This window comes from Streptomyces sp. NPDC050509 (assembly GCF_044457965.1).
Taxonomy (GTDB): Bacteria; Actinomycetota; Actinomycetes; order Streptomycetales; family Streptomycetaceae; genus Streptomyces.
Genome location: NZ_JBITHL010000003.1, coordinates 114,953 through 133,720, shown reverse-complemented (window position 1 = coordinate 133,720; position 18,768 = coordinate 114,953). Strand labels below are relative to the sequence as shown.

At 69.0% G+C, this 18,768-nt stretch carries 19 protein-coding genes; 8 read left to right on the top strand and 11 right to left on the bottom strand.

The window, feature by feature from the left end; all coding sequences use genetic code 11:
- Window positions 1-71: 71 nt before the first annotated feature.
- The gene (locus ACIBJC_RS09680; protein WP_399290068.1) at window positions 72-695 is read left to right on the top strand and encodes a rhomboid family intramembrane serine protease; all 624 of its coding nucleotides are present in this window, start codon (window positions 72-74) and stop codon (window positions 693-695) included.
- A 14-nt stretch (window positions 696-709) separates the two neighbouring features.
- On the opposite strand, the gene mqnP is transcribed toward ACIBJC_RS09680, so the two are convergent.
- Both mqnP and ACIBJC_RS09670 read right to left on the bottom strand, forming a co-directional pair.
- Entirely contained in the window at window positions 710-1,612 is a 903-nt protein-coding gene (mqnP, locus tag ACIBJC_RS09675; RefSeq protein ID WP_399290066.1) for a menaquinone biosynthesis prenyltransferase MqnP, read from the bottom strand.
- Window positions 1,609-3,060, bottom strand: a complete 1,452-nt coding sequence (locus ACIBJC_RS09670; protein WP_399290064.1) for a menaquinone biosynthesis decarboxylase — start codon at window positions 3,058-3,060, stop codon at window positions 1,609-1,611. Before ACIBJC_RS09670 ends, mqnP begins: the two co-directional genes overlap by 4 nt.
- Window positions 3,061-3,145: 85 nt before the next feature.
- On the opposite strand from ACIBJC_RS09670, the gene ACIBJC_RS09665 reads away from it, so the two are divergent.
- Both ACIBJC_RS09665 and ACIBJC_RS09660 read left to right on the top strand, forming a co-directional pair.
- Window positions 3,146-3,571, top strand: coding sequence for a PLD nuclease N-terminal domain-containing protein (locus tag ACIBJC_RS09665; protein ID WP_399291137.1), 426 nt, complete (start codon window positions 3,146-3,148; stop codon window positions 3,569-3,571).
- A 5-nt stretch (window positions 3,572-3,576) separates the two neighbouring features.
- Window positions 3,577-4,038 (top strand): nucleoside deaminase, encoded by a 462-nt coding sequence (locus ACIBJC_RS09660; protein ID WP_399290062.1) that lies wholly within the window; start codon window positions 3,577-3,579, stop codon window positions 4,036-4,038.
- An 83-nt stretch (window positions 4,039-4,121) separates the two neighbouring features.
- Here ACIBJC_RS09660 and ccsB read toward each other — a convergent pair whose 3' ends face one another.
- From ccsB to hemL, 7 genes are all read right to left on the bottom strand, one after another.
- Complete coding sequence (gene ccsB / locus ACIBJC_RS09655; protein ID WP_399290060.1) at window positions 4,122-5,213, bottom strand: c-type cytochrome biogenesis protein CcsB; 1,092 nt, start codon at window positions 5,211-5,213, stop codon at window positions 4,122-4,124.
- Window positions 5,210-6,970, bottom strand: coding sequence for a cytochrome c biogenesis protein ResB (locus ACIBJC_RS09650; RefSeq protein ID WP_399290058.1), 1,761 nt, complete (start codon window positions 6,968-6,970; stop codon window positions 5,210-5,212). Before ACIBJC_RS09650 ends, ccsB begins: the two co-directional genes overlap by 4 nt.
- A gap of 34 nt (window positions 6,971-7,004) precedes the next feature.
- Window positions 7,005-7,802 carry a cytochrome c biogenesis CcdA family protein gene (locus tag ACIBJC_RS09645; protein ID WP_399290056.1) on the bottom strand — a complete coding sequence of 266 codons (798 nt, stop codon included), beginning with the start codon at window positions 7,800-7,802 and terminating at the stop codon, window positions 7,005-7,007.
- A gap of 4 nt (window positions 7,803-7,806) precedes the next feature.
- Window positions 7,807-8,427: a TlpA family protein disulfide reductase gene (locus ACIBJC_RS09640; protein ID WP_399290054.1), complete on the bottom strand. Its 621-nt coding sequence runs from the start codon at window positions 8,425-8,427 to the stop codon at window positions 7,807-7,809.
- 126 nt (window positions 8,428-8,553) lie between these two features.
- Window positions 8,554-9,825: a hypothetical protein gene (locus ACIBJC_RS09635; protein ID WP_399290052.1), complete on the bottom strand. Its 1,272-nt coding sequence runs from the start codon at window positions 9,823-9,825 to the stop codon at window positions 8,554-8,556.
- Between the two features lie 269 nt (window positions 9,826-10,094).
- A complete protein-coding gene (locus ACIBJC_RS09630) occupies window positions 10,095-10,742 on the bottom strand; it encodes a histidine phosphatase family protein (RefSeq protein ID WP_399291135.1) in 648 nt (215 codons plus the stop codon).
- A 77-nt stretch (window positions 10,743-10,819) separates the two neighbouring features.
- Window positions 10,820-12,163 (bottom strand): glutamate-1-semialdehyde 2,1-aminomutase, encoded by a 1,344-nt coding sequence (gene hemL, locus ACIBJC_RS09625; protein WP_399290050.1) that lies wholly within the window; start codon window positions 12,161-12,163, stop codon window positions 10,820-10,822.
- A gap of 116 nt (window positions 12,164-12,279) precedes the next feature.
- Between hemL and ACIBJC_RS09620 the strand changes: the two genes are divergently transcribed.
- Complete coding sequence (locus ACIBJC_RS09620) at window positions 12,280-12,855, top strand: hypothetical protein (protein WP_399290048.1); 576 nt, start codon at window positions 12,280-12,282, stop codon at window positions 12,853-12,855.
- Between the two features lie 246 nt (window positions 12,856-13,101).
- On the opposite strand, the gene ACIBJC_RS09615 is transcribed toward ACIBJC_RS09620, so the two are convergent.
- Together ACIBJC_RS09615 and ACIBJC_RS09610 are read right to left on the bottom strand one after the other, a co-directional pair.
- Complete coding sequence (locus tag ACIBJC_RS09615) at window positions 13,102-13,608, bottom strand: NUDIX domain-containing protein (RefSeq protein WP_399290046.1); 507 nt, start codon at window positions 13,606-13,608, stop codon at window positions 13,102-13,104.
- Entirely contained in the window at window positions 13,605-14,864 is a 1,260-nt protein-coding gene (locus tag ACIBJC_RS09610; protein ID WP_399290044.1) for a helix-turn-helix domain-containing protein, read from the bottom strand. Before ACIBJC_RS09610 ends, ACIBJC_RS09615 begins: the two co-directional genes overlap by 4 nt.
- Before the next feature lie 232 nt (window positions 14,865-15,096).
- On the opposite strand from ACIBJC_RS09610, the gene ACIBJC_RS09605 reads away from it, so the two are divergent.
- From ACIBJC_RS09605 to fabV, 4 genes are all read left to right on the top strand, one after another.
- A complete protein-coding gene (locus tag ACIBJC_RS09605; protein ID WP_399291132.1) occupies window positions 15,097-15,522 on the top strand; it encodes an ATP-binding protein in 426 nt (141 codons plus the stop codon).
- A 550-nt stretch (window positions 15,523-16,072) separates the two neighbouring features.
- A complete protein-coding gene (locus ACIBJC_RS09600; protein ID WP_399290042.1) occupies window positions 16,073-17,275 on the top strand; it encodes a hypothetical protein in 1,203 nt (400 codons plus the stop codon).
- Complete coding sequence (locus ACIBJC_RS09595; RefSeq protein WP_399290040.1) at window positions 17,272-17,550, top strand: acyl carrier protein; 279 nt, start codon at window positions 17,272-17,274, stop codon at window positions 17,548-17,550. Before ACIBJC_RS09600 ends, ACIBJC_RS09595 begins: the two co-directional genes overlap by 4 nt.
- The gene (gene fabV / locus ACIBJC_RS09590; RefSeq protein ID WP_399290038.1) at window positions 17,547-18,755 is read left to right on the top strand and encodes an enoyl-[acyl-carrier-protein] reductase FabV; all 1,209 of its coding nucleotides are present in this window, start codon (window positions 17,547-17,549) and stop codon (window positions 18,753-18,755) included. Before ACIBJC_RS09595 ends, fabV begins: the two co-directional genes overlap by 4 nt.
- Window positions 18,756-18,768: the final 13 nt, after the last annotated feature.

Sequence of the window (18,768 nt, the reverse complement as noted above, 5' to 3'; positions counted from 1 at the left end):
CGACGGCCGGGTCCCGGACGTTCTCCGCAGAAGGGAGCACATGGATCACCGTGGACCACAGGGGGCCTGCGATGCCGTACCCGTCCGTCGGACCGACCACCTCGACCGCCTCGACCCCGCGCACCCGCGGCGACCGTGTGAAGGGCGCCGCCGCGCTGATGGCCGGGTGGGTCGCGCTGCTCTGGATCCTGGAGGCGGTCAACAGCGCGACGGGCTCGCTGAGCACGTACGGGCTGAGCCCGCGCGACATCGGCGAGCTGCGTGACGTCATCCCGATGGCGTTCCTGCACCACGGCTTCGACCATCTCGCGTCCAACACCGTGCCCCTGCTGATCCTCGGCTTCCTCGCCGCGCTGAACGGGCTGCGGCGGTTCGCCGCCGTCGTCCTGACGATCATGGTCGTCGGCGGTCTCGGCGTCTGGCTCACCGCCGCCGACCACTCGGTCACGGCGGGCGCCTCGGGCGTGGTCTTCGGGCTGCTCGGCTATCTGCTGGTCCGCGGCTTCGTGGACCGCAGCGCGGTGGACATGGTGACCGGCCTGCTGGTGCTCGCGGTGTACGGCTCGGCGCTCTGGGGCGTCCTGCCGACCAACCCGGCCGTGAGCTGGCAGGGCCATCTCTTCGGGCTGATCGGCGGGGTCATGGCCGCCTTCATGTTCCGCAGGAAGCCGCCCATGAACGAACTCATAGGCTGAGGCTCCTCACCCGCTCACAGCGTGAGGCCCCGCACCAGCAGGTCCAGCAGCGCGCAGAGGAACAGGGCGATCCCGATGAACCCGTTCACGGAGAAGAACGCCCGGTTCAGGCGCGACAGGTCGCGGGGCTTCACGATCGTGTGCTCGTAGAGGAAGGCGCCCGCGACGATCACCAGCCCGGTCCAGAAGAACACCCCGGCGCCGGTGGCCAGCGCGTACCAGACCAGCAGCAGCGTCGTCACGACGTGGCACGCGCGCGCCCCGTACAGCGCCGCCGGGATACCGAAGCGCGCCGGTACGGAGAGCACCCCGTGCGCCCGGTCCGCCTGGACGTCCTGGCAGGCGAAGATCAGATCGAAGCCGCCGATCCAGATCCCGACCGCCAGACCCAGGATCACCGCGTCCCACGACCAGGACCCGGTGACGGCGAGCCAGGCGCCGACCGGGCCGATGGCCTGGGCGAGACCGAGGATGGCGTGCGGGTAGTTCGTGAACCGCTTCCCGTACGGGTAGACCACCATCGGGATCACGGCGATCGGCGCGAGCGCGAGGCAGAGCGGGTTGAGTGCCGCGGCGGCCCCGAGGAAGACGACGACGGCGATCAGCGCGCCCGTCCACGCCGACCGTACGGAGACCGCGCCCGTCACCAGCTCGCGCCCCGCCGTGCGCGGATTGCGGGCGTCGATCTCGCGGTCGATGATCCGGTTGCACGCCATCGCGAACGTACGGAGCCCGACCATCGCGACCGTGACCAGCAGCAGCCGGCCCCAGTGGACGTTCCCGTCGAGCTGGAACATCGCGGTCAGTGCGGCGATGTAGGCGAAAGGCAGCGCGAAGACCGAGTGCTCGATCATCACCAGCCGCAGGAACGCCTTCGTCCGGCCCGGCTGCGGTACTGCCGCCGCTGCGCTGGTCACAGCCCGTACTCCTGCCACCGGCGGTCGACCTTCGCCGCCGTCTCCGGGTCGGACTCGACCATCTCCGGCCAGCCCCCGTCCCGTGTGTACCCCTCCTCGGGGAGCTTGCGCGTCGCGTCGATCCCCGCCTTGCCGCCCCAGAACTGCTGGTAGGACGAGTGGTCGAGATGATCGACCGGGCCCTCCACGACGGTGAGGTCGCGCGCGTAGTCGGTGTTGCCCAGCGCCCGCCAGGACACCTCGTGCAGATCGTGCACATCGCAGTCCGCGTCCACGACCACGATCAGCTTGGTCAGCGACATCATGTGCGCGCCCCAGATGGCGTGCATCACCTTCTGCGCGTGTTTGGGGTACTTCTTGTCGATCGAAACGATCGCACAGTTGTGGAAACCGCCCGACTCGGGGAGGTGGTAGTCCACGATGTCCGGCACGATGATCTTCAGCAGCGGCAGGAAGAACCGTTCCGTCGCCCGCCCCAGCGGCCCGTCCTCCGTCGGCGGCCGGCCCACCACGATCGACTGGAGCAGCGGCCTCTTCCGCATCGTCACACAGTCGATGGTGAGCGCGGGGAACTCCTCCTGCGGGGTGTAGAAGCCGGTGTGGTCCCCGAACGGGCCCTCCGGCAGCGTCTTCCCCGGCTCCAGCCACCCCTCGATGACGACCTCGGCGTTGGCCGGGACCTGGAGCGGCACGGTCTTGCAGTCGACCATCTCGATCCGCCGCCCCTGCACGAACCCCGCGAACAGGTACTCGTCGATGTCGCCGGGCAGCGGCGCGGTGGAGGCGTACGTCACGGCGGGCGGGCAGCCGAACGCGATCGCGACCGGCAGCCGCTCCCCGCGCTTGGCCGCCACCTGGTAGTGGTTGCGGCTGTCCTTGTGGATCTGCCAGTGCATCCCGATGGTGCGCCGGTCGTGGCGCTGGAGCCGGTAGAGCCCGAGATTGCGGACGCCGGTCTCCGGGTGCTTGGTGTGCGTCAGCCCGAGGTTGAAGAACGAGCCGCCGTCCTCCGGCCAGGTGAACAGCGCGGGCAACTGGTCGAGGTCGACGTCGTCACCCGTGAGGACGACTTCCTGGACGGGCGCGTCCTTGATCTTCTTCGGCGGCACGTGGGCCATCGCGCCGAGCTTCCCGAACGCCTCGCGCACCCCGATGAAGCCCTGCGGCAGCTCGGGCTTGAGCAGGCCGCCGATCTTGTCGCTGATGTCGCTGTAGGCCTTCAGCCCGAGCGCCTTGAGGAGCCGGCGGTCCGTCCCGTACACGTTCATCGCCAGCGGCATCGAGGAGCCGCGCACGTTCTCGAAGAGCAGCGCGGGACCGCCGGCCTTGTTCACCCGGTCGACGATCTCCCCGACTTCCAGGTACGGGTCTACTTCGGCCTTGATGCGCTTGAGGTCGCCGTCGCGCTCCAGCGCCCGGAGGAGCGAGCGAAGATCGTCGTAAGCCATGCCGTCCAGTATCTGCTACTCGGTACGCTGGACCTGTCACGGGGGCCGCGATCCGGTCTCGAACTCCACGACCAGGGGGAGCGCCATGCTTCGGGTGCTGATGATTCTGGTGCCGCTGGGCCTCAGCATCTACGCGTTCATCGACTGCATCACCACCGAGGAGAAGGAGGTCAAGTACCTCCCGAAGCCCATCTGGGCGATTCTGGTGCTGCTCTTCCCGCTGGTCGGCTCGGTGGCCTGGCTGATCGTGGGACGGGAGCGTACGGCGACGGTGCGGGGCGGCGGCTGGGTGGCCCCGGACGACAACCCGGACTTCCTGAAGTCCCTCAAGGACCGTAAGGACGACGGCGCCGCGAACCCCAAGGACAAGGCCGCCGAGGCCGCCGAGGCCGCCGAGGACAACGACTCCGCCCACCTCGAACAGTGGGAGGCGGACCTGCGCCGCCGCGAGGAGGAGATCGAACGGCGCGAGCGGGGCGGCGGCGCGGACGACACGCCGCCGAAGCCCTGACAACTGTGTACGGGGCCGACGAGGCACGGGCGCGGGCGTGGCTGGCGACCGCCGTCGAGGAGGCGCGGGCCGGACTGGCCGAGGGCGGCATCCCGATCGGCGCGGCGCTGTACGGCGCGGACGGGGCGCTGCTGGGCCGGGGCCACAACCGGCGCGTACAGGACGGTGATCCGTCCCTGCACGCCGAGACGGCCGCCTTCCGCGCCGCAGGGCGGCAGCGCTCGTACCGGGGCACGACGATGGTGACGACGCTCTCGCCGTGCTGGTACTGCAGCGGGCTCGTGCGGCAGTTCGGGATCTCGCGGGTGGTGATCGGCGAGGCGGAGACCTTCCACGGCGGCCATGACTGGCTCGCGGAGCACGGCGTGGAGATCGTGCTGCTCGACGCGGCGGAGTGCGTGGCGCTGATGCGGGAGTTCATCGGCCGGAGCCCGGGGCTGTGGCACGAGGACATCGGCGAGGACTGAGCGGCACGCCTGCTTGTTGACGGACGAAGAGGCGCCCCGCGCGGATAGTGATCCGCGCGGGGCGCCTCTGTGACCGGACGTGGCTAGACGCCCGCGTACGAGTGCTTGCCGGAGACGAAGATGTTGACGCCGTAGTAGTTGAACAGCCAGCAGCCGAAGGCGATCAGCGCCAGATAGGCGGCCTTGCGCCCCTTCCAGCCGGCCGTGGCGCGCGCGTGCAGGTAGGCGGCGAAGGCGACCCAGGTGATGAAGGACCAGACCTCCTTGGGGTCCCAGCCCCAGTAGCGGCCCCACGCGTCGCCCGCCCAGATCGCGCCCGCGATGATCGTGAACGTCCAGAGCGGGAAGACGGCGGCGTTCACGCGGTACGCGAACTTGTCGAGCGTCGCCGAGGCGGGCAGCCGCTCCATGACGGAGGTGGCGAAGGCGCCCGGTGTGATCCCGGCGGCCAGCTTGGACTCGTACCGCTCCCGGAAGAGGTAGAGCAGCGTGGAGACCCCGCCGACGTAGAAGACCGCGCCGCAGAAGATCGCGGTGGAGACGTGGATCCACAGCCAGTACGAGTGCAGGGCCGGTACGAGCTGGTCGCTGGCGGTGTAGAGGACCGTGACCGCGAGACCGAGGTCGAGCAGGACCGTGGTGATGAGCGGCAGGCCGAGCCAGCGGACGTTCTTCTTCAGCAGGAGGAAGCTGAGATAAACCCCGACGACGACCGTGGAGAAGGTGATGTTGAACTCGTACATGTTGCCCCAGGGCGCCCGCTGCACGGACAGCGCGCGGGTGACCACCCCCGCCGCCTCGACCGCCCAGGCGAGGACGGTGAGGGAGACGGCGATCCGGCCGTACAGGTCGCCCTGCTCGTCGCCGGCCGCCGCGCCGGGGCCGTCCGGGATGTCGCGGACCCCGGACGCGGAGCGGGTGATGATCTTCGGCCGCTCCAGGACGGCGGTCGAGCCGCCCTGCTGCTGGGCCTTGACCTGTACGGAGGGGGCCGTACCGCCCTGGGCGTCGCCCGTCAGCGCGGCGGCCGTACGGGCGACCTTGCTGCGGCTGCCGAACAGCCACTCGGCGATATGGGCGAAGAAGGCCAGCAGGTAGACGGCCATGGCCGAATAGATCAGGACGTTGCTGGTGGAGGCCAGGCTTTCGTTGGTTGCTGCGGCGGCGAGAGTCACTTCTCAGCCCCTTCGACTTCGGGAGTCTCACGTGCGGGTGCAGGCGCGCTGGGCGCCTCTGAATGGAGGGTGCTGGCCAGGTCGGCCAGTTCCTCGGGGAGCTTGGCGGACTCGCTGCGGCCGAGGCCCGCCATCTCGACCACGGTGACGCCGTCGGCGCCCCGTACGGCCCGGACCCAGACCCGGCGCCGCTGGATGAAGAGCGATCCGGCCAGTCCGGCGATGGCCGCGATCGCTCCGGCGAGCGCCCAGCCGTCGCCCGGCTGGTGCGAGATCTGGAACGTCGCCCACTCCTTGACGTCCTTCTCGAAGGTGATCGAACCCGCGCCGTCCGGCAGGGCGAGCTTGTCGCCCGGCAGCAGGGTCTTCTTCAGCACGTCCCCCTTGGCGTTCTTGAACGCCTTCATCTTGCGGGTGTCGAGCTGGTACACGTTCTGCGGCACACCGGCGTCCACACCGAGGCTGCCGCGGTAAGCGCCCACGTTGAGGACGGGGAAGTCGAGCGCGGGGAACCGCGAGAACATCTTGCTGGCGCCGCCCTCGCCGCCGCCGTAGGTGGGCACGAAGAAGGCGGCGAAGCCGAGCTGCTCCTTCTTGCCGTTCTTGTCCCGGTAGCCGTCCATCACCTTGATGGCGCCGGTGGACGAGGCGTTGCTGTCGATGGGCAGCAGCGGGACCGCGCCGTTGAAGACGACCTCGCCGCGGCCGTCCCTGACAGTGACGACGGGCGCGTACCCGTGACCGATCAGATAGACCTTCGAGCCGTCGACCACCAGCGGCTCGTTGACCTTGATGACCGACTTGTGCTCCTCGCCGTCCGCGCCGTCGGTGTAGTGGATGTTCGCCTGGTACGTACGGGGCGTGCCGACCTGCGGTCCGCTGCGCTCGTACGTACCGATGAACTTGTCGAGCCGGAAGCTGAAGGGCGCGAGGTCGTTCGTGTCGAAGAGCGAACCGGACCTGAAGTCGTCGTACTGGGTGAGGGTGTTGGCGAACCCGTCGCCCTCGACGACGAGCTTGCCGCCCTCGGACTTGTAGAGCTGCCCGGCGGCGAAGGCGAGGAGCATCACGATCAGCGCGATGTGGAAGACCAGGTTGCCCGTCTCGCGGAGGTACCCCTTCTCGGCGGCGACGGCGTCACCGGCGACGTCGGCGCGGAAGCGGCGCTTCTTCAGGATCGCGAACGCGGCGGTACGGACGTCCTCGGGCTCGGCGGTGGTACGCCACGTGGTGTACGCGGGCAGCCGGGAGAGCCGCTTGGGCGCGCCCGGCGGACGGCCCCGCAACTGGCCGACGAACTGCCAGGTGCGCGGGACGATGCAGCCGATGAGCGAGATGAACAGCAGGATGTAGATCGCGGAGAACCACACCGAGCTGTAGACGTGGAAGAGCTGGAGGTTGTCGTAGATCGGCGCGAGCGTCTCGTGGCGGTCCTTGAAGTCCTGGACCTTCAGCTCGTCGACGCTGGTCTGCGGGATCAGGGAGCCGGGGATAGCGCCGAGGGAGAGCAGGAAGAGCAGGATGAGCGCGACGCGCATGGAGGTGAGCTGGCGCCAGAACCAGCGGGCCCAGCCGATGATCCCGAGGGTGGGGCCGCCGATCGTGGCGTCGTAACGCTCCTCGCGGGGGGCGGTGGAGAGCTGGGAGCCGGCGGCGCCGAGTTCGCGGGCGTCGGCGGAGGCCGCGCTGTCCTGGTCGGTACGGGTGCCGGTGCCTTCGTCGTTACCGGTACTGATGTCGGTCTCGGTGTCGCTCATGGATTTCCCGCTCGTGGACGCCTTGCTCATGGAACTAGATCCCCACCGTGAAGCCGTTGGACCAGGTCTGCGTCGCCTGCACGATGCCGTCCCACGCACCGGTCAGCAGCAGCAGACCGGTCGCGATCATCATGACGCCGCCGATCCGCATCACCCAGGTGTAGTGGCGCTTGATCCAGGCGAAGGCGCCGAGCGCCTTGCGGAAGGCCACCGCACCGAGCACGAACGGCACGCCCAGACCCAGGCAGTACGCGACGGTCAGTATGGCCCCGCGGCCGGCGCTCGCCTGTTCGAACGCCAGCGCGTTGACGGAGGAGAACGTCGGACCGAGGCACGGCGTCCAGCCGATCCCGAAGAGCGCGCCCAGCACGGGGGCGCTCGCGAGGCCGGTCATCGGACGCCGGTGGAAGCGGAACTCCCGCTGGGTGAGCCAGGGCATCAGCCCCATGAAGAACACGCCCATGAGGATCATGAGCACGCCGAGCACCTTGGAAAGGGTCCCGCGGTACTCCTGGAGCGTTCCGCCGAAGTAGCCGAAGAGCGCACCGCCCGAGACGAAGACGGCGGTGAAGCCGAGGACGAAGAGGGAGGCCCCGGCGAGCATCCGGCCGCGCCGGGCGTCCGCCAGATCGGTGCCGCTGACGCCGGTGACGTACGAGAGGTAGCCGGGCACGAGCGGCAGTACGCACGGTGAGAAGAAGGAGACCAGCCCGGCCAGCAGCGCGATCGGCAGGGCGATCAGCAGCGCCCCGCTGAAGACGGTCTCGTTCCTGCCGGTCGCCTCGGCGAGGAACTGGGCCTGGGCGAGGGTGTCGGCCTGGAGAAACTGCACGGGATCACTTCTCCGCGATCAGCGGGTCGATCATCTTCCGCAGTTTCTCCTCGTTCAGCGCCATCAGGGAGCGCGCCGCGATCTTCCCTTCCCGGTCGAGCACGATCGTGGAGGGGATGGACTGCGGGTTCAGGCTGCCCTTGGGGAAGCCGCTGACGATGAGCTTGCCCGTCGGGTCGTACAGGCTCGGGTAGGCGATGCCGTAGTCCTTCTCGAAGGCGACCGCGGGGCCCTTGTTGGCGTCCCGGGTGTTGATCCCGACGAAGGCCACGCCCTTCGACTCGGTCTCCTTGGAGACCTTCGCGAAGTGCGGGGCCTCGGCGCGGCAGGGCGGGCACCAGGATCCCCAGACGTTCAGCACGACGACCTTGCCCTTGAGGTCGGCCACGTCGAGCTGCTTGCCTTCGAGGGTCTCGCCCGCGATCTTGTTGACCGACTGGCGGTCCGCCGACGCGACGGTGGAGATGCCACCGGTGTTCGTCACGAAGTTGGTGTCACCGCCGCCGCCGGACTTGCCGCCGCTGCCGCAGGCCGTGAGCGTCATCGCCGACGCGACGGCGACGAGGGGCAGGACGGCGCGGAGCCGACGGTCCGAACGGCGTCGTGGGGCACGGCCTGAGTTCATGTGAAAAGTTTCGCATGGGCGATTCGAGGATCTTGGGCACCCCCCTGCATGCCCGTAAAGCCCGAAGTAAAGATTTCCGCGGCGGCCCGGGCGCGCCGGACGCCTTTTCTTGGTTGTCTCCGGCGCTCAGCGACGCGTGGACGCGCCGTCGGAAGCGCCGGCCCCGGCGGTCTTCGCCAACGCGTTCCAGCCGCCGGCCGGCGCCTGTCCGACGCCGAGCGTACGGAACTGGTCGAGCACGGCCGGGTCCTGGACATCGAGCCAGTCGGTGAACTGCCGGAACGACACCAGCCGTACGTCCTTCTTGCCCGCCATGCCCTTCAGGGCCTCTTCCACGGCGTCCATGTAGATGCCGCCGTTCCACTGCTCGAAGTGGTTCCCGATGAAGAACGGCGCGCGATTCGTCTCGTACGCGCGATTGAATCCGGCGAGATAGGCGTCGGCGGCCTGCCTGCGCCATTCCGGATAACGGGAGGTCATTCCGTTGGTCGAGTTCTTCGACTGGTTGGCGAGCATGTTGTAGTCCATGGAGAGGACTTCGAAGGAATGTCCGGGGAACGGCACCGCCTGTAGCGGGAAATTCCACATTCCCCCGAGCTTGTCCGGCCAGACCTGGGTACCGCCGGGCGAGCTGGCGTCGTACCGCCAGCCCAGCTTGCGGGCCGTCGGCAGCAGGTTCTCCTGGCCGAGCAGGCACGGCGTACGGCCGCCGACGAGCTCCTTGTGGTAGTCGAAGGGCAGCGGGTCGAGATCGGTCCAGCCGGTGTTCGTACGCCACTGGGTGACGAAGGAGACGGCCTGGTCGATCTCGTTGCGCCACTGCTCCGGGGTCCAGTTCCCGACGGTGCCGGTGCCGCCGCAGAAGTGCCCGTTGAAGTGGGTGCCTATCTCATGGCCGTCCAGCCACGCCTGGCGGACGTTCTTGAGGGTGTCCTTGATGTGGTCGTCGGTGAGGTACCCGATGTCGGAGGCGCCGACGGGGTTGTTCGGCGGGCGGTAGAGGGTCTTCTTCGACTCCGGCAGCAGGTAGAGGCCGGAGAGGAAGAAGGTCATCGCCGCGCCGTGGTCCTTGGCGAGTTCGAGGAAGCGCGGGAAGAGGCCGTTGCCGACCTCGCCCGCACCGTCCCAGGAGAAGACCACGAACTGCGGCGGGGTCTGACCGGGCTCCAGCGGCACGGGCGCGCCCGGCTGGTGGGGCTGCTTCCCGGTGTCGGAGGTGGAACCGTCCCCGATGAGCCTGACGTCCTTGGCCGCGGGACGACTGTTCGTGTTTCCGCCACTGGCCTTGTCCGCACCGCTGCCCTGCGACGCGTGGCCGGTGGAGCAACCCGCGATACCCATCGCGGCGGCGGCTCCCATTCCGGCTCCCAGCAGACTCCTCCGACTGATGTGGCGCATTACAGATCCCATCCGCGCTCGTTCGCTCGTATGTGCGCCGCTCGTAAATCCTTACGAGCGGCAACCCGTATGAGCTGCTACCGAACGCGGAGGTTCCTAAACTTGTCGCACTTTTTCGCACGTAACAGCGACTGTGACAAACCCGACCTCAGCCGCTGAGACCGGCCCGAGCCGACGAAATCCGGCCAGGGCGGTGAGGTGCCGCCGGCCCGGAGGAGAAGCTGGCCCGAAGGGGGAAACCGGCCCGAGTGGGAAGCCCGGCCGGGTCCTCAGGCCCCGAACGCCTTGGCCCCGCCCTTCACCGGCCTGGCGCCGGCGAGCAGGTGCGCCGGTACGAGATCGCGGGCCGGCTCGGAATAGCCGACCGAGACGATCCTGTCGCCCTGATAGGTGAAGCTCGTCAGGGAGGCGAGGGTGCACTGCCGGCGCCGCGGGTCGTGCCAGAGCCTGCGCCGCTCGACGAAGCTCCGCACGATCCAGATCGGCAACTGATGGCTGACACAGACGGCCTCGTGGCCGCGGGCCGCGTCCCGCGCGGAGGTCAGCGCGCCCATCATCCGTACGACCTGGTCGATGTACGGCTCGCCCCAGGACGGCTGGAAGGGGTTGGTGAGGTACTTCCAGTTGCCCGGCCGGCGCAGCGCGCCGTCGCCGACGCCGAAGGTCTTGCCCTCGAAGACGTTCGCGGCCTCGATCAGCCGGCCGTCGGTGTCGAGGGTCAGCCCGTGCGTCTTGGCGAGCGGGGCGGCGGTCTCCTGCGCGCGCTCCAGCGGGGAGGAGACGACATGGGTGATGTCGCGCTCCGCGAGATGCTCGGCGACCCGGTCGGCCATCCGTCGCCCCAGCTCGGAGAGGTGGTAGCCGGGGCGTCTCCCGTACAGGACGCCGTCCGGGTTGTGCACCTCCCCGTGCCGCATCAGATGAACGACAGTGATCTCCTCACCGCTCACCGCGCCGCTCCTCCCACTCTTCCCGCTCTTCCCTGAACTCTGGCTCATGCGGCACTCTCCGGCCGGGTGTAGGGGTCCGTGGCTTCGGCGGCGGCGCGCGCGGCGGCGGGCAGCGCGGCGGCGATCCGCTCGACGGCCCGCTCGTCGTGGGCGGTGGAGACGAACCAGGACTCGAAGGACGACGGCGGCAGGTAGACGCCGTCGGCGAGCATCGAGTGGAAGAACGGGGTAAAGCGGAAGGACTGCTGCCGCTTGGCCCCCTCGTAGTCACGTACCTCGTCGGCCGTGAAGAACACGGAGAACATGTTGCTCGCCGTCTGCACCCGGTGGGCGACGCCCTCCTTGGTCAGCGCCTCCGTCACGAGCCCCTGGATCTGCGCCGAGACCGCGTCGACCTTCTCGTACGCGGCGTCGTCGAGCAGCCGGAGCTGCGCGAGGCCGGCGGCGGTGGCGACCGGGTTCCCGGAGAGCGTGCCGGCCTGGTAAACCGGCCCGGCGGGGGCGAGCCGCCCCATGACATCGGCGCGACCGCCGAACGCGGCGGCGGGGAAGCCGCCCCCCATGACCTTCCCGAAGGTCATCAGGTCGGGCGTGACGCCGTCGACGCCGTACCAGCCGGCCTTGGACGTACGGAAGCCGGTCATCACCTCGTCGGAGATGTACAGCGCACCGTCGGCGGCGCAGATCTCCTTGAGCCCGGCGTTGAACCCGTCCCGCGGCGGTACGACGCCCATGTTGCCCGGCGACGCCTCGGTGATCACGCAGGCGATCTCACCCGGGTGCGCGGCGAAGGCCCGGCGCACGGCGTCGAGGTCGTTGTACGGCAGGACGATCGTGTCCCCGGCCTGCGCGCCGGTCACCCCGGGCGTGTCCGGCAGCCCGAACGTCGCCACCCCGGAGCCGGCCGCGGCGAGGAGCGCGTCGACATGCCCGTGGTAGCAGCCGGCGAACTTCACGACCTTCGCCCGCCCGGTGAACCCACGGGCGAGCCGGATGGCCGACATGGTCGCCTCCGTACCGGAGGACACGAGCCGCACCTGCTCGACGGGCGCGACCCGGGCCACGATCTCCTCGGCCAGCGCGACCTCACCCTCACCGGGAGTACCGAACGAGGTACCCCGCGCGACCGCCGCCTGTACGGCCGCGATCACCTCCGGGTGGGAATGTCCGAGGATCATCGGCCCCCAGGAACATACGAGGTCGACATATTCACGACCGTCCGCATCGATGAGGTATGGACCGTTACCGGACACCATGAACCGGGGCGTACCCCCCACCGCGCCGAAGGCACGGACAGGAGAGTTCACGCCTCCGGGCGTCACGAGGGCCGCACGGTCAAAGAGTGTCTGCGAAACTGGGGCGTCAAAGGGGAAGCTCACGCAATCCATGGTGTCAGAGGCTCGGACGTATCTGCGGACAGGTGTTTCACCGGACGTTCGTGGGGGAGGTCACTGTCACGATGATCGGGTTGCGCGGCCGGGGCTGCGAGTGGTCGGGTGGAGATATGCATCGCGGTGGCGGACTGGGCGAGGGTACAGACGACCTGGGTCCCGAGCCTGCCCGGCGAGGGAAACACCGACGCGGCGAGCGCCACGAGCGCGACGCGCGCGAGGAGGCTCCGGAAATCAGGAGTGGTGGCCGGGTGGGGGTGACCTACAAATACTTCGGCGCGCCCGACGGAGCCACGGCAGCGCGCGTCCCCATCTCCATGCGCCCGGAGGAACTGGGCGGCGACGAGCTGGGCATGGGCGGCATGTTCACGAAGATCAAGCCCGAAACGATAGCGGCGATGGTCCTGACGGGCATACAGGGCATGCCCCTGCACAAGGTCCCCCCGCTCGAACTGGTCGTCCTGCACCCGGACTACGCGGTCGTGAAGCTCCCGATGACGGTGGTGGACCCACTCCGCGGCATCGGCGAGGAATCGGTGGGCGCGGCGGCCTTCATCTGGTCGACGGTCCCGGACCGGGGCGGCCCGAAGGACGCGTACAACGTCTACCAACTGCTGCACGAGTGGCAGGACTTCTCGGTGCGGCTGCACGAGGCGGGGCATCAGCCGTACTGCTTGGTGTGGCCCTGACGCAGGGTCTCGCGGCGTCGGGGCGGGGCGCTTTCGGGCTCCGCCCTGGTCTTGCGCGGGAGGCGGACCGTCAGACGGCCGGGGCTTGAGGGCACGTCAGCTCTCTGCGGACACCGATGCGCCCTGGGCGCCGCGCTCGCGGGGAGGGATCACGCCGGCGGCCATCTGTGCGGGCAGGTGCACTGACCGGATCCTGTTCCCCTTGGGCCGGGCGAACAAGCCTTCGCCTTCGGCCGATATCGCGCCTCACCAGGCTGCCGCACCGTCATGCAGATACACCGGCCGTCCCCCGTCCAATGCCTGTACTGCGGCATCCAGCCGGTACCGCATTCGCGTACGCAGCAGTTCCCGTGCCTTGTCCAGGGTCACGAAACGGGCTTCGGACAGTTCCTCGTCGTGCGGGCGCAGTTCCTCGGCCGCGTCGAGGGTTCCGCCGTCGAAGATGAACGCGATCTGGTCGTCCCACGGGCCGTGCGGTGCGACCCAGTCCACGACCAGCAGTCCGCGTACGTCGACGTCCCTGCCCAGTTCCTCCCGCAGTTCCCGCCTGGCCGCCTGTTCCGGGGGCTCGTTCGCCTCGGCCATGCCGCCCGGCAGGTCCCAGCCCGGCTTGTAGGTCGGGTTCACGAGCAGCACGCGTCCCGATGGATCGCGTAGGAGCACATCCGCCGCGACACGCTTACGGGCCTGCTTGGCGTTGCCCTCGGCGAGGTACGCGTTCCAGGCGTCGGGGTCGGCGGGTGTGGGCCTCATGTAGGGATCCCTCCCCTGGGCGTGATGATGTCGGCGAGCAGCAGCATTCTCGCGCGTCGCGCGTCATCGAACCGTGTCAGGTACTCCCGCACCGGCCGGTACCCCGTGTGAGGTTCCAGAAGTCGTCGGAGGTCGTCGAGTTGGTACGCGACACGGATCGATCCCAGGGTGGGGCTTGTGCTGAGCAGATCGTGACCGACGCCCACCGCGGCGTCGAGGTCTGACCGGAGCACATGGATGCCGGCCAGGGTGATGCGGCTCAAGGCCAGAGAACGAGCCCGGCCCTCCTCCCGGAGCCGAACCGCATCCTCGGCATGCGTCAGCGCCTGCTCATGCTGCTCCAGGTCGCGCAGTACCAGCGCCGATTCGCTGGCCAGCGCAGCCGCGTCGAAGGGGCTCAGCCACGGGTGCTCGTAGTCCGCGGAGGCATCGAGCGCGCCGAGGGCCTGTTCGAGGGATCGGGCGGCCGGCACGTACTGAGATGCGGCGGCCAGGGCACGGGCCCGCATGGTGTGCAGTCGGGCCGTCAGGGCCGGGATTCTTGGTCCCTGGCCGACGAAGTCGAGGCCGGTCTGTGCCCAGTGGGCGGCTCGGGGCGCGTCTCCGGTCTGTAGCGCCAGGTGGCTGCTGCTGGCGGCGATGTGGGCGGCAAGCGGCAGGTCACCGGACGTACGGGCGAGGGGAAGCGCTCGGGCGAAGTGGCGTGCGGCGAGATCGTCCTGGCCGGAGTCGTGGGCCATCCAGCCGGCCATCTCTGTCAGTGCCGCCGCTGCCGCGAAGATCTGCGGCCCGCTGTCGGCGTCGACCAGTCGCGCGGCGACACGGTCGCCGAGGTGCCGCACGACAGCTCCGTACAGGCGTCCTCCGCCGGTCTGGCGGTCGGCGGTACGAAAGGCATCCATGGCGGCAAGGTCGTTACCGTCCGGCGGTACGTCCACGTCGTGGCGCTGCGCCTCGACAGCCGGGGGTTCCCAGGCCCGCCGGGCCAGTCCCAGCAGGTGCCCGGGGATGTGAAAGGCATCCGCGATCTGCTCGAACAGCGCCAACTTCTCCACCCGGCTCTTGCCGTTCATGTAGTCGTAGAGCCTCCCCTGGGTGATCTCGACGGCGGACGCGAGACGGCGGGTACTGACGCCTCGGTGATTGAGGAGCCGGAACAGGGCACCCATGTCGCGCCCTGCGCACGCCGCGAGAAAGCGAGCATCATCGAGCATCCCCGCGGCAATTACGCGTGGGTCCGTTGTCTGGCGGTCCATCGACCATCCCCCTGCTGCGCGTTGACTCGATGCTACGTGCGGCCACCGCTGAGTGACTCCATCTCGGGGTCACCTCTCGGAGTCTCCTCCGCATGCTCATACGTCGTTGAGTGGTCATCAGCCGTTGGGCAGGGACAAGGCTCCCCCACGCTCAGCGGGTTGGAGAGAGCCCGGCCCTGAGTTCACCCGACGGGGCCGGGCGTCCCACCCTCAAGGAGATGGCTCCGTGACGATGACCGCCGCTGAACCGAACGCGACCGGCTCGCCCGGGTACAGCGAGACGATGCCGTGTGACGCCGAGTCCGTCGGCCGTGCCCGGCGGCTTGTCGCGGGGTCCCTCGGCGCATGGGGGCTCGGCGACCTCGTCGACGCAAGCACGCTCGTTGTCTCCGAGTTGGTTGCCAACGCCGTCAAGCACGCCCGATGCCTCCTGTTCCACGTCGCAGTACGCCGGCTCACGGACCACTCGGTTCTGGTATTTGTCGCCGACAGGTCTCGCGATGTCCCGAGGATGACGTGCTCCAGTGACGACTCCGAGGACGGCCGCGGTCTGGTGCTCGTAGATGCGCTGAGTGATCGCTGGGGCTACGAGCGCCATCGTTCCGGCAAGACCGTCTGGGCAGAGCTGCGCCTCAAGGCCGAGGACCCCGAGCAGTGAGGTGGTCGAGGGGTACTCCTCACATCGCCGTACGGCTTCTTCCTGAAGGCGAGCTGAACCAGGATCCGCGTCCGGAGGCCTGCGTCGGAGTTTCCTTCGCCTCCGTACGACCTTTCGGCGCCCCGGACATGGTGAGGACCCCGGCGTCTCTGCGTATCACTCCCGCTGACCTTGCACGGCTCCGCGTCGAAGCGCTCGCCACGCTGCCGACGACGCTGGACGGTCGGCCGGATGTGCCTCCGCGCGGCGACGCCGTGGCCCGGTGGAAGCACTTCGGCTACTCCGACGAGGCAATCGCCCGGTACGACACGGGACAGGCCCCTCGGTTCCGACCCGCACCACGGCTTGCCCCAGACCTCCTGGGGAGCGAGCCAGGCGACCCGCCTCACAGCGGGAATAGCAGCCCGTGCCCCCGGAAGAAGATCAACCCGGTGCCTCGGAGCCGCGATCCGCAGCTCCGAGGCACCCCGAGCGGATGCCCAACGGGGCTCTGCTCTTCATCTCCCACTGACAGCCGGACACGCTGCCGTGCCTGGCGGAGGAGCATGCCGTGATCAAAGAGGGATTACACGAGTTCGTCGAAGGCCGGGACGAGGTCGTGCCGTACCGGGGCAAGTACGCGGTCAAGACGCCGGACGTCTTCGCCCGGGTACGTGAGCGATGGGCGCGGGTCGGGCTCGACCCGGCTTCGGCTTATCTGCCGATGCGGGTGGAGATGGAACTCACCACCAAGTGCAATGACACCTGCGGCACTTGCGGAATGGGGGCCCTGCCACTGGCCGAGGGGCGGACTCTCACGGACGGCCAGATCCATTTCCTGCTCGATCAGTTCGCTTCCATCGGTCTGCCGTCGCTGGCGGTCACCGGCGGGGAGCCGTTCACGGCGTGGCGGGCCCTGCTGAAGGTGCTGGAGGGAGCCCAGGAGCGTCGGATCGACATCTCGAAGCTGACGACGAACGGTGTGTGGGGCACGGCGAGGCGGTGCGGGCCGGTCTTCGAGCGCCTGGAAAAGGCCGGTTTCCTGGACACCCGGCTGTTCGTGCCGCTGCTGATGCTGTCGATCGGCGAGCAGACCACACCGCTGGAAGACGTCGCGCGCGTCCTGCACCACGCGGTCAGCCACTACAGCGACCGAGAGCTGAACGTGGCGGTGTCCTCGCTCGCCGATCCGGCCACCCGTGTCCACCGGATCGATGAGCTGATCGCCGTATACGAGAAGACGTACGGAGCCTTCCCGCACGACCGCGTGCATTCCACCATGCGGGTGTACCTGAACAACGTGCGCCTGGACGCGCAGGGAGAGGTCAACCGGCCCGGCCACACTCCGGTCGCGCGGTGGATGGACCGCTGTTTCGACTGCTTCGCGCCCACCGTCGGCGCGTACATCCTGCCGACCTCCCTGCTCAAGCAGAACGGGGACTGGTACACCTGCGCGGCATTCAACGTGCCGGAGAAGCTGGCGTTCGGGAACCTCCTGCGTGAGCGCGCCACGGACGTCATCGGCCACGCCAACCGGTCCGCCTATGTGGCCCGGGTGCGGGCCGGCCACGGGCTGAAGGCGCTGCACGATGTCGTACCGCGTTCGTTCACGGAGCAGACCCCCTGCACCAGTTTCTGCGACTCCTGCACGCTGCTCATCGACCGCTTCGACAAGGAGACCGGACAGGTGACCGGGCGCAGCAGCCCGTCCCCGCTGATTCCCATCGCCGCGCTGCTCTCCCGTACGGATTCCACGGCGGGAGAAGGAGCGTGAGCGACCGGACGGCGACCAGCGTCGTGGTGACTCTGGCTTCGATCACCGGGCTACCACAGGAGGTGTGCGAGCAGCCTGACGCCATACTCGAACACGATCTGGGTGTGGACAGTCTCGCGCTGCTCGAAGTGGTGGAAATCCTCCAAGAGCGCTTGGGCATTACTGTCCCGGACGAGGTGACCGTCCGTGTCCGAACGGTCGCAGACTTGCAGGATGCGGTGCGACCTCTGGTCACCGCATCCGCGTCCACGACCCCGAAGGACACAGCCTCATGAGCGAACGCGTCATCACGCCCCGAAACCGCGGCTTCCTGTTCATCGACTCCCACCCCGCGGGCTGCGAGCGGGTGGTGAACGACATGTGGCAGGCCGCCGGCCCATCGGTCCCCGTTCCGGACAGCGCGCCTGTCGCGCTCATCATCGGCTCGTCCGCCGGGTACGGGCTGGCCGCCACCATCGCCGGTCTGGCCAGGGTCGGCATCCGGGGCATCGGTGTCAGCTTCGAGAAGGCGCCCGAGCGGCGCACCGGGACCGCCGGCTGGTATCGCACCGCCGCCACCGCGGAACTCGTCCGTCAGCACGGCCGCGACATGGCGTTCCTCAACGGTGACGCGTTCTCCGACTCGATGAAGGACCAGGTCGCCGAACTTGTCGAGCAACGGTTCGGCGGCCGGCTCGACTACCTCATCTACTCGGTGGCCGCCCCGCGCCGTACCGATCCCGACACGGGCGTCACCTATGCCTCCGTTCTCAAGCCGATCGGTCACGCGTACCGGACGAAGACCCTCGTCTTCGACGGCGACGGGAAGCCTGAGGTGACGGACGTCGAAATGCAGCCGGCCGCAGGCGACGACATCGAGCAGACGGTGGCCGTGATGGGCGGCGCCGACTGGGAGCGGTGGATCGACCACCTCGCCGACCGGCGTCTGCTCGCAGACGGCTTCACCACGGCCGCACTCTCCTACATCGGCTCCACACTGACCGGCGAGATCTACCGGCAGGGCACCATCGGCGCCGCCAAGACCCACCTCGAACAGACCGCGCGCACGCTGGACGAGCGCCTGGGCAAACTCGTCGGTGGCCGAGCGGTGACCTCCGTCAACGCGGCGGCCGTCACCCAGTCCAGCACCGCCATCCCCGGAATCGCCCTCTATGTGGGGCTGCTTCGCGGCGTCCTCGGCGACGCGATGGTGCCGCCCATCGTCCAGCTCGCCGAACTGTGGGACCAGCTCACCGGAGCCCGCCCGCTCGACCTGGACGACGAAGGCCGCGTACGCCTCGACACCTGGGAACTCGAACCCGGCGTCCAGGCCGCCGTCGCCGAACGGTGGACCACCGCCACCACCGAGACCATCACCGGGCTCGCGGACATCCGATGGTTCCACGCCGAAGTCGAACGGCTCTACGGCTTCGCCGTGCCCGGCATCGACTACACCCAGCCCGTCGAGACCGACATCCCCTGGCCCGACCTCACTCCCTGACACCCCCTGGAGG

Coding starts and splice junctions, on each gene's coding strand:
- hemL (WP_399290050.1), bottom strand. CDS start 12,163: ATGGATTGCGTGAGCTTCCCCTTTGACGCCCCAGTTTCGCAGACACTC.
- ACIBJC_RS09610 (WP_399290044.1), bottom strand. CDS start 14,864: ATGGACCGCCAGACAACGGACCCACGCGTAATTGCCGCGGGGATGCTC.
- ACIBJC_RS09680 (WP_399290068.1), top strand. CDS start 72: ATGCCGTACCCGTCCGTCGGACCGACCACCTCGACCGCCTCGACCCCG.
- ACIBJC_RS09670 (WP_399290064.1), bottom strand. CDS start 3,060: ATGGCTTACGACGATCTTCGCTCGCTCCTCCGGGCGCTGGAGCGCGAC.
- ACIBJC_RS09650 (WP_399290058.1), bottom strand. CDS start 6,970: ATGAGCGACACCGAGACCGACATCAGTACCGGTAACGACGAAGGCACC.
- ACIBJC_RS09665 (WP_399291137.1), top strand. CDS start 3,146: ATGCTTCGGGTGCTGATGATTCTGGTGCCGCTGGGCCTCAGCATCTAC.
- ACIBJC_RS09620 (WP_399290048.1), top strand. CDS start 12,280: ATGCATCGCGGTGGCGGACTGGGCGAGGGTACAGACGACCTGGGTCCC.
- ACIBJC_RS09635 (WP_399290052.1), bottom strand. CDS start 9,825: ATGCGCCACATCAGTCGGAGGAGTCTGCTGGGAGCCGGAATGGGAGCC.
- ACIBJC_RS09615 (WP_399290046.1), bottom strand. CDS start 13,608: ATGAGGCCCACACCCGCCGACCCCGACGCCTGGAACGCGTACCTCGCC.
- ACIBJC_RS09630 (WP_399291135.1), bottom strand. CDS start 10,742: ATGCGGCACGGGGAGGTGCACAACCCGGACGGCGTCCTGTACGGGAGA.
- ACIBJC_RS09605 (WP_399291132.1), top strand. CDS start 15,097: ATGACCGCCGCTGAACCGAACGCGACCGGCTCGCCCGGGTACAGCGAG.
- ACIBJC_RS09640 (WP_399290054.1), bottom strand. CDS start 8,427: ATGAACTCAGGCCGTGCCCCACGACGCCGTTCGGACCGTCGGCTCCGC.
- fabV (WP_399290038.1), top strand. CDS start 17,547: ATGAGCGAACGCGTCATCACGCCCCGAAACCGCGGCTTCCTGTTCATC.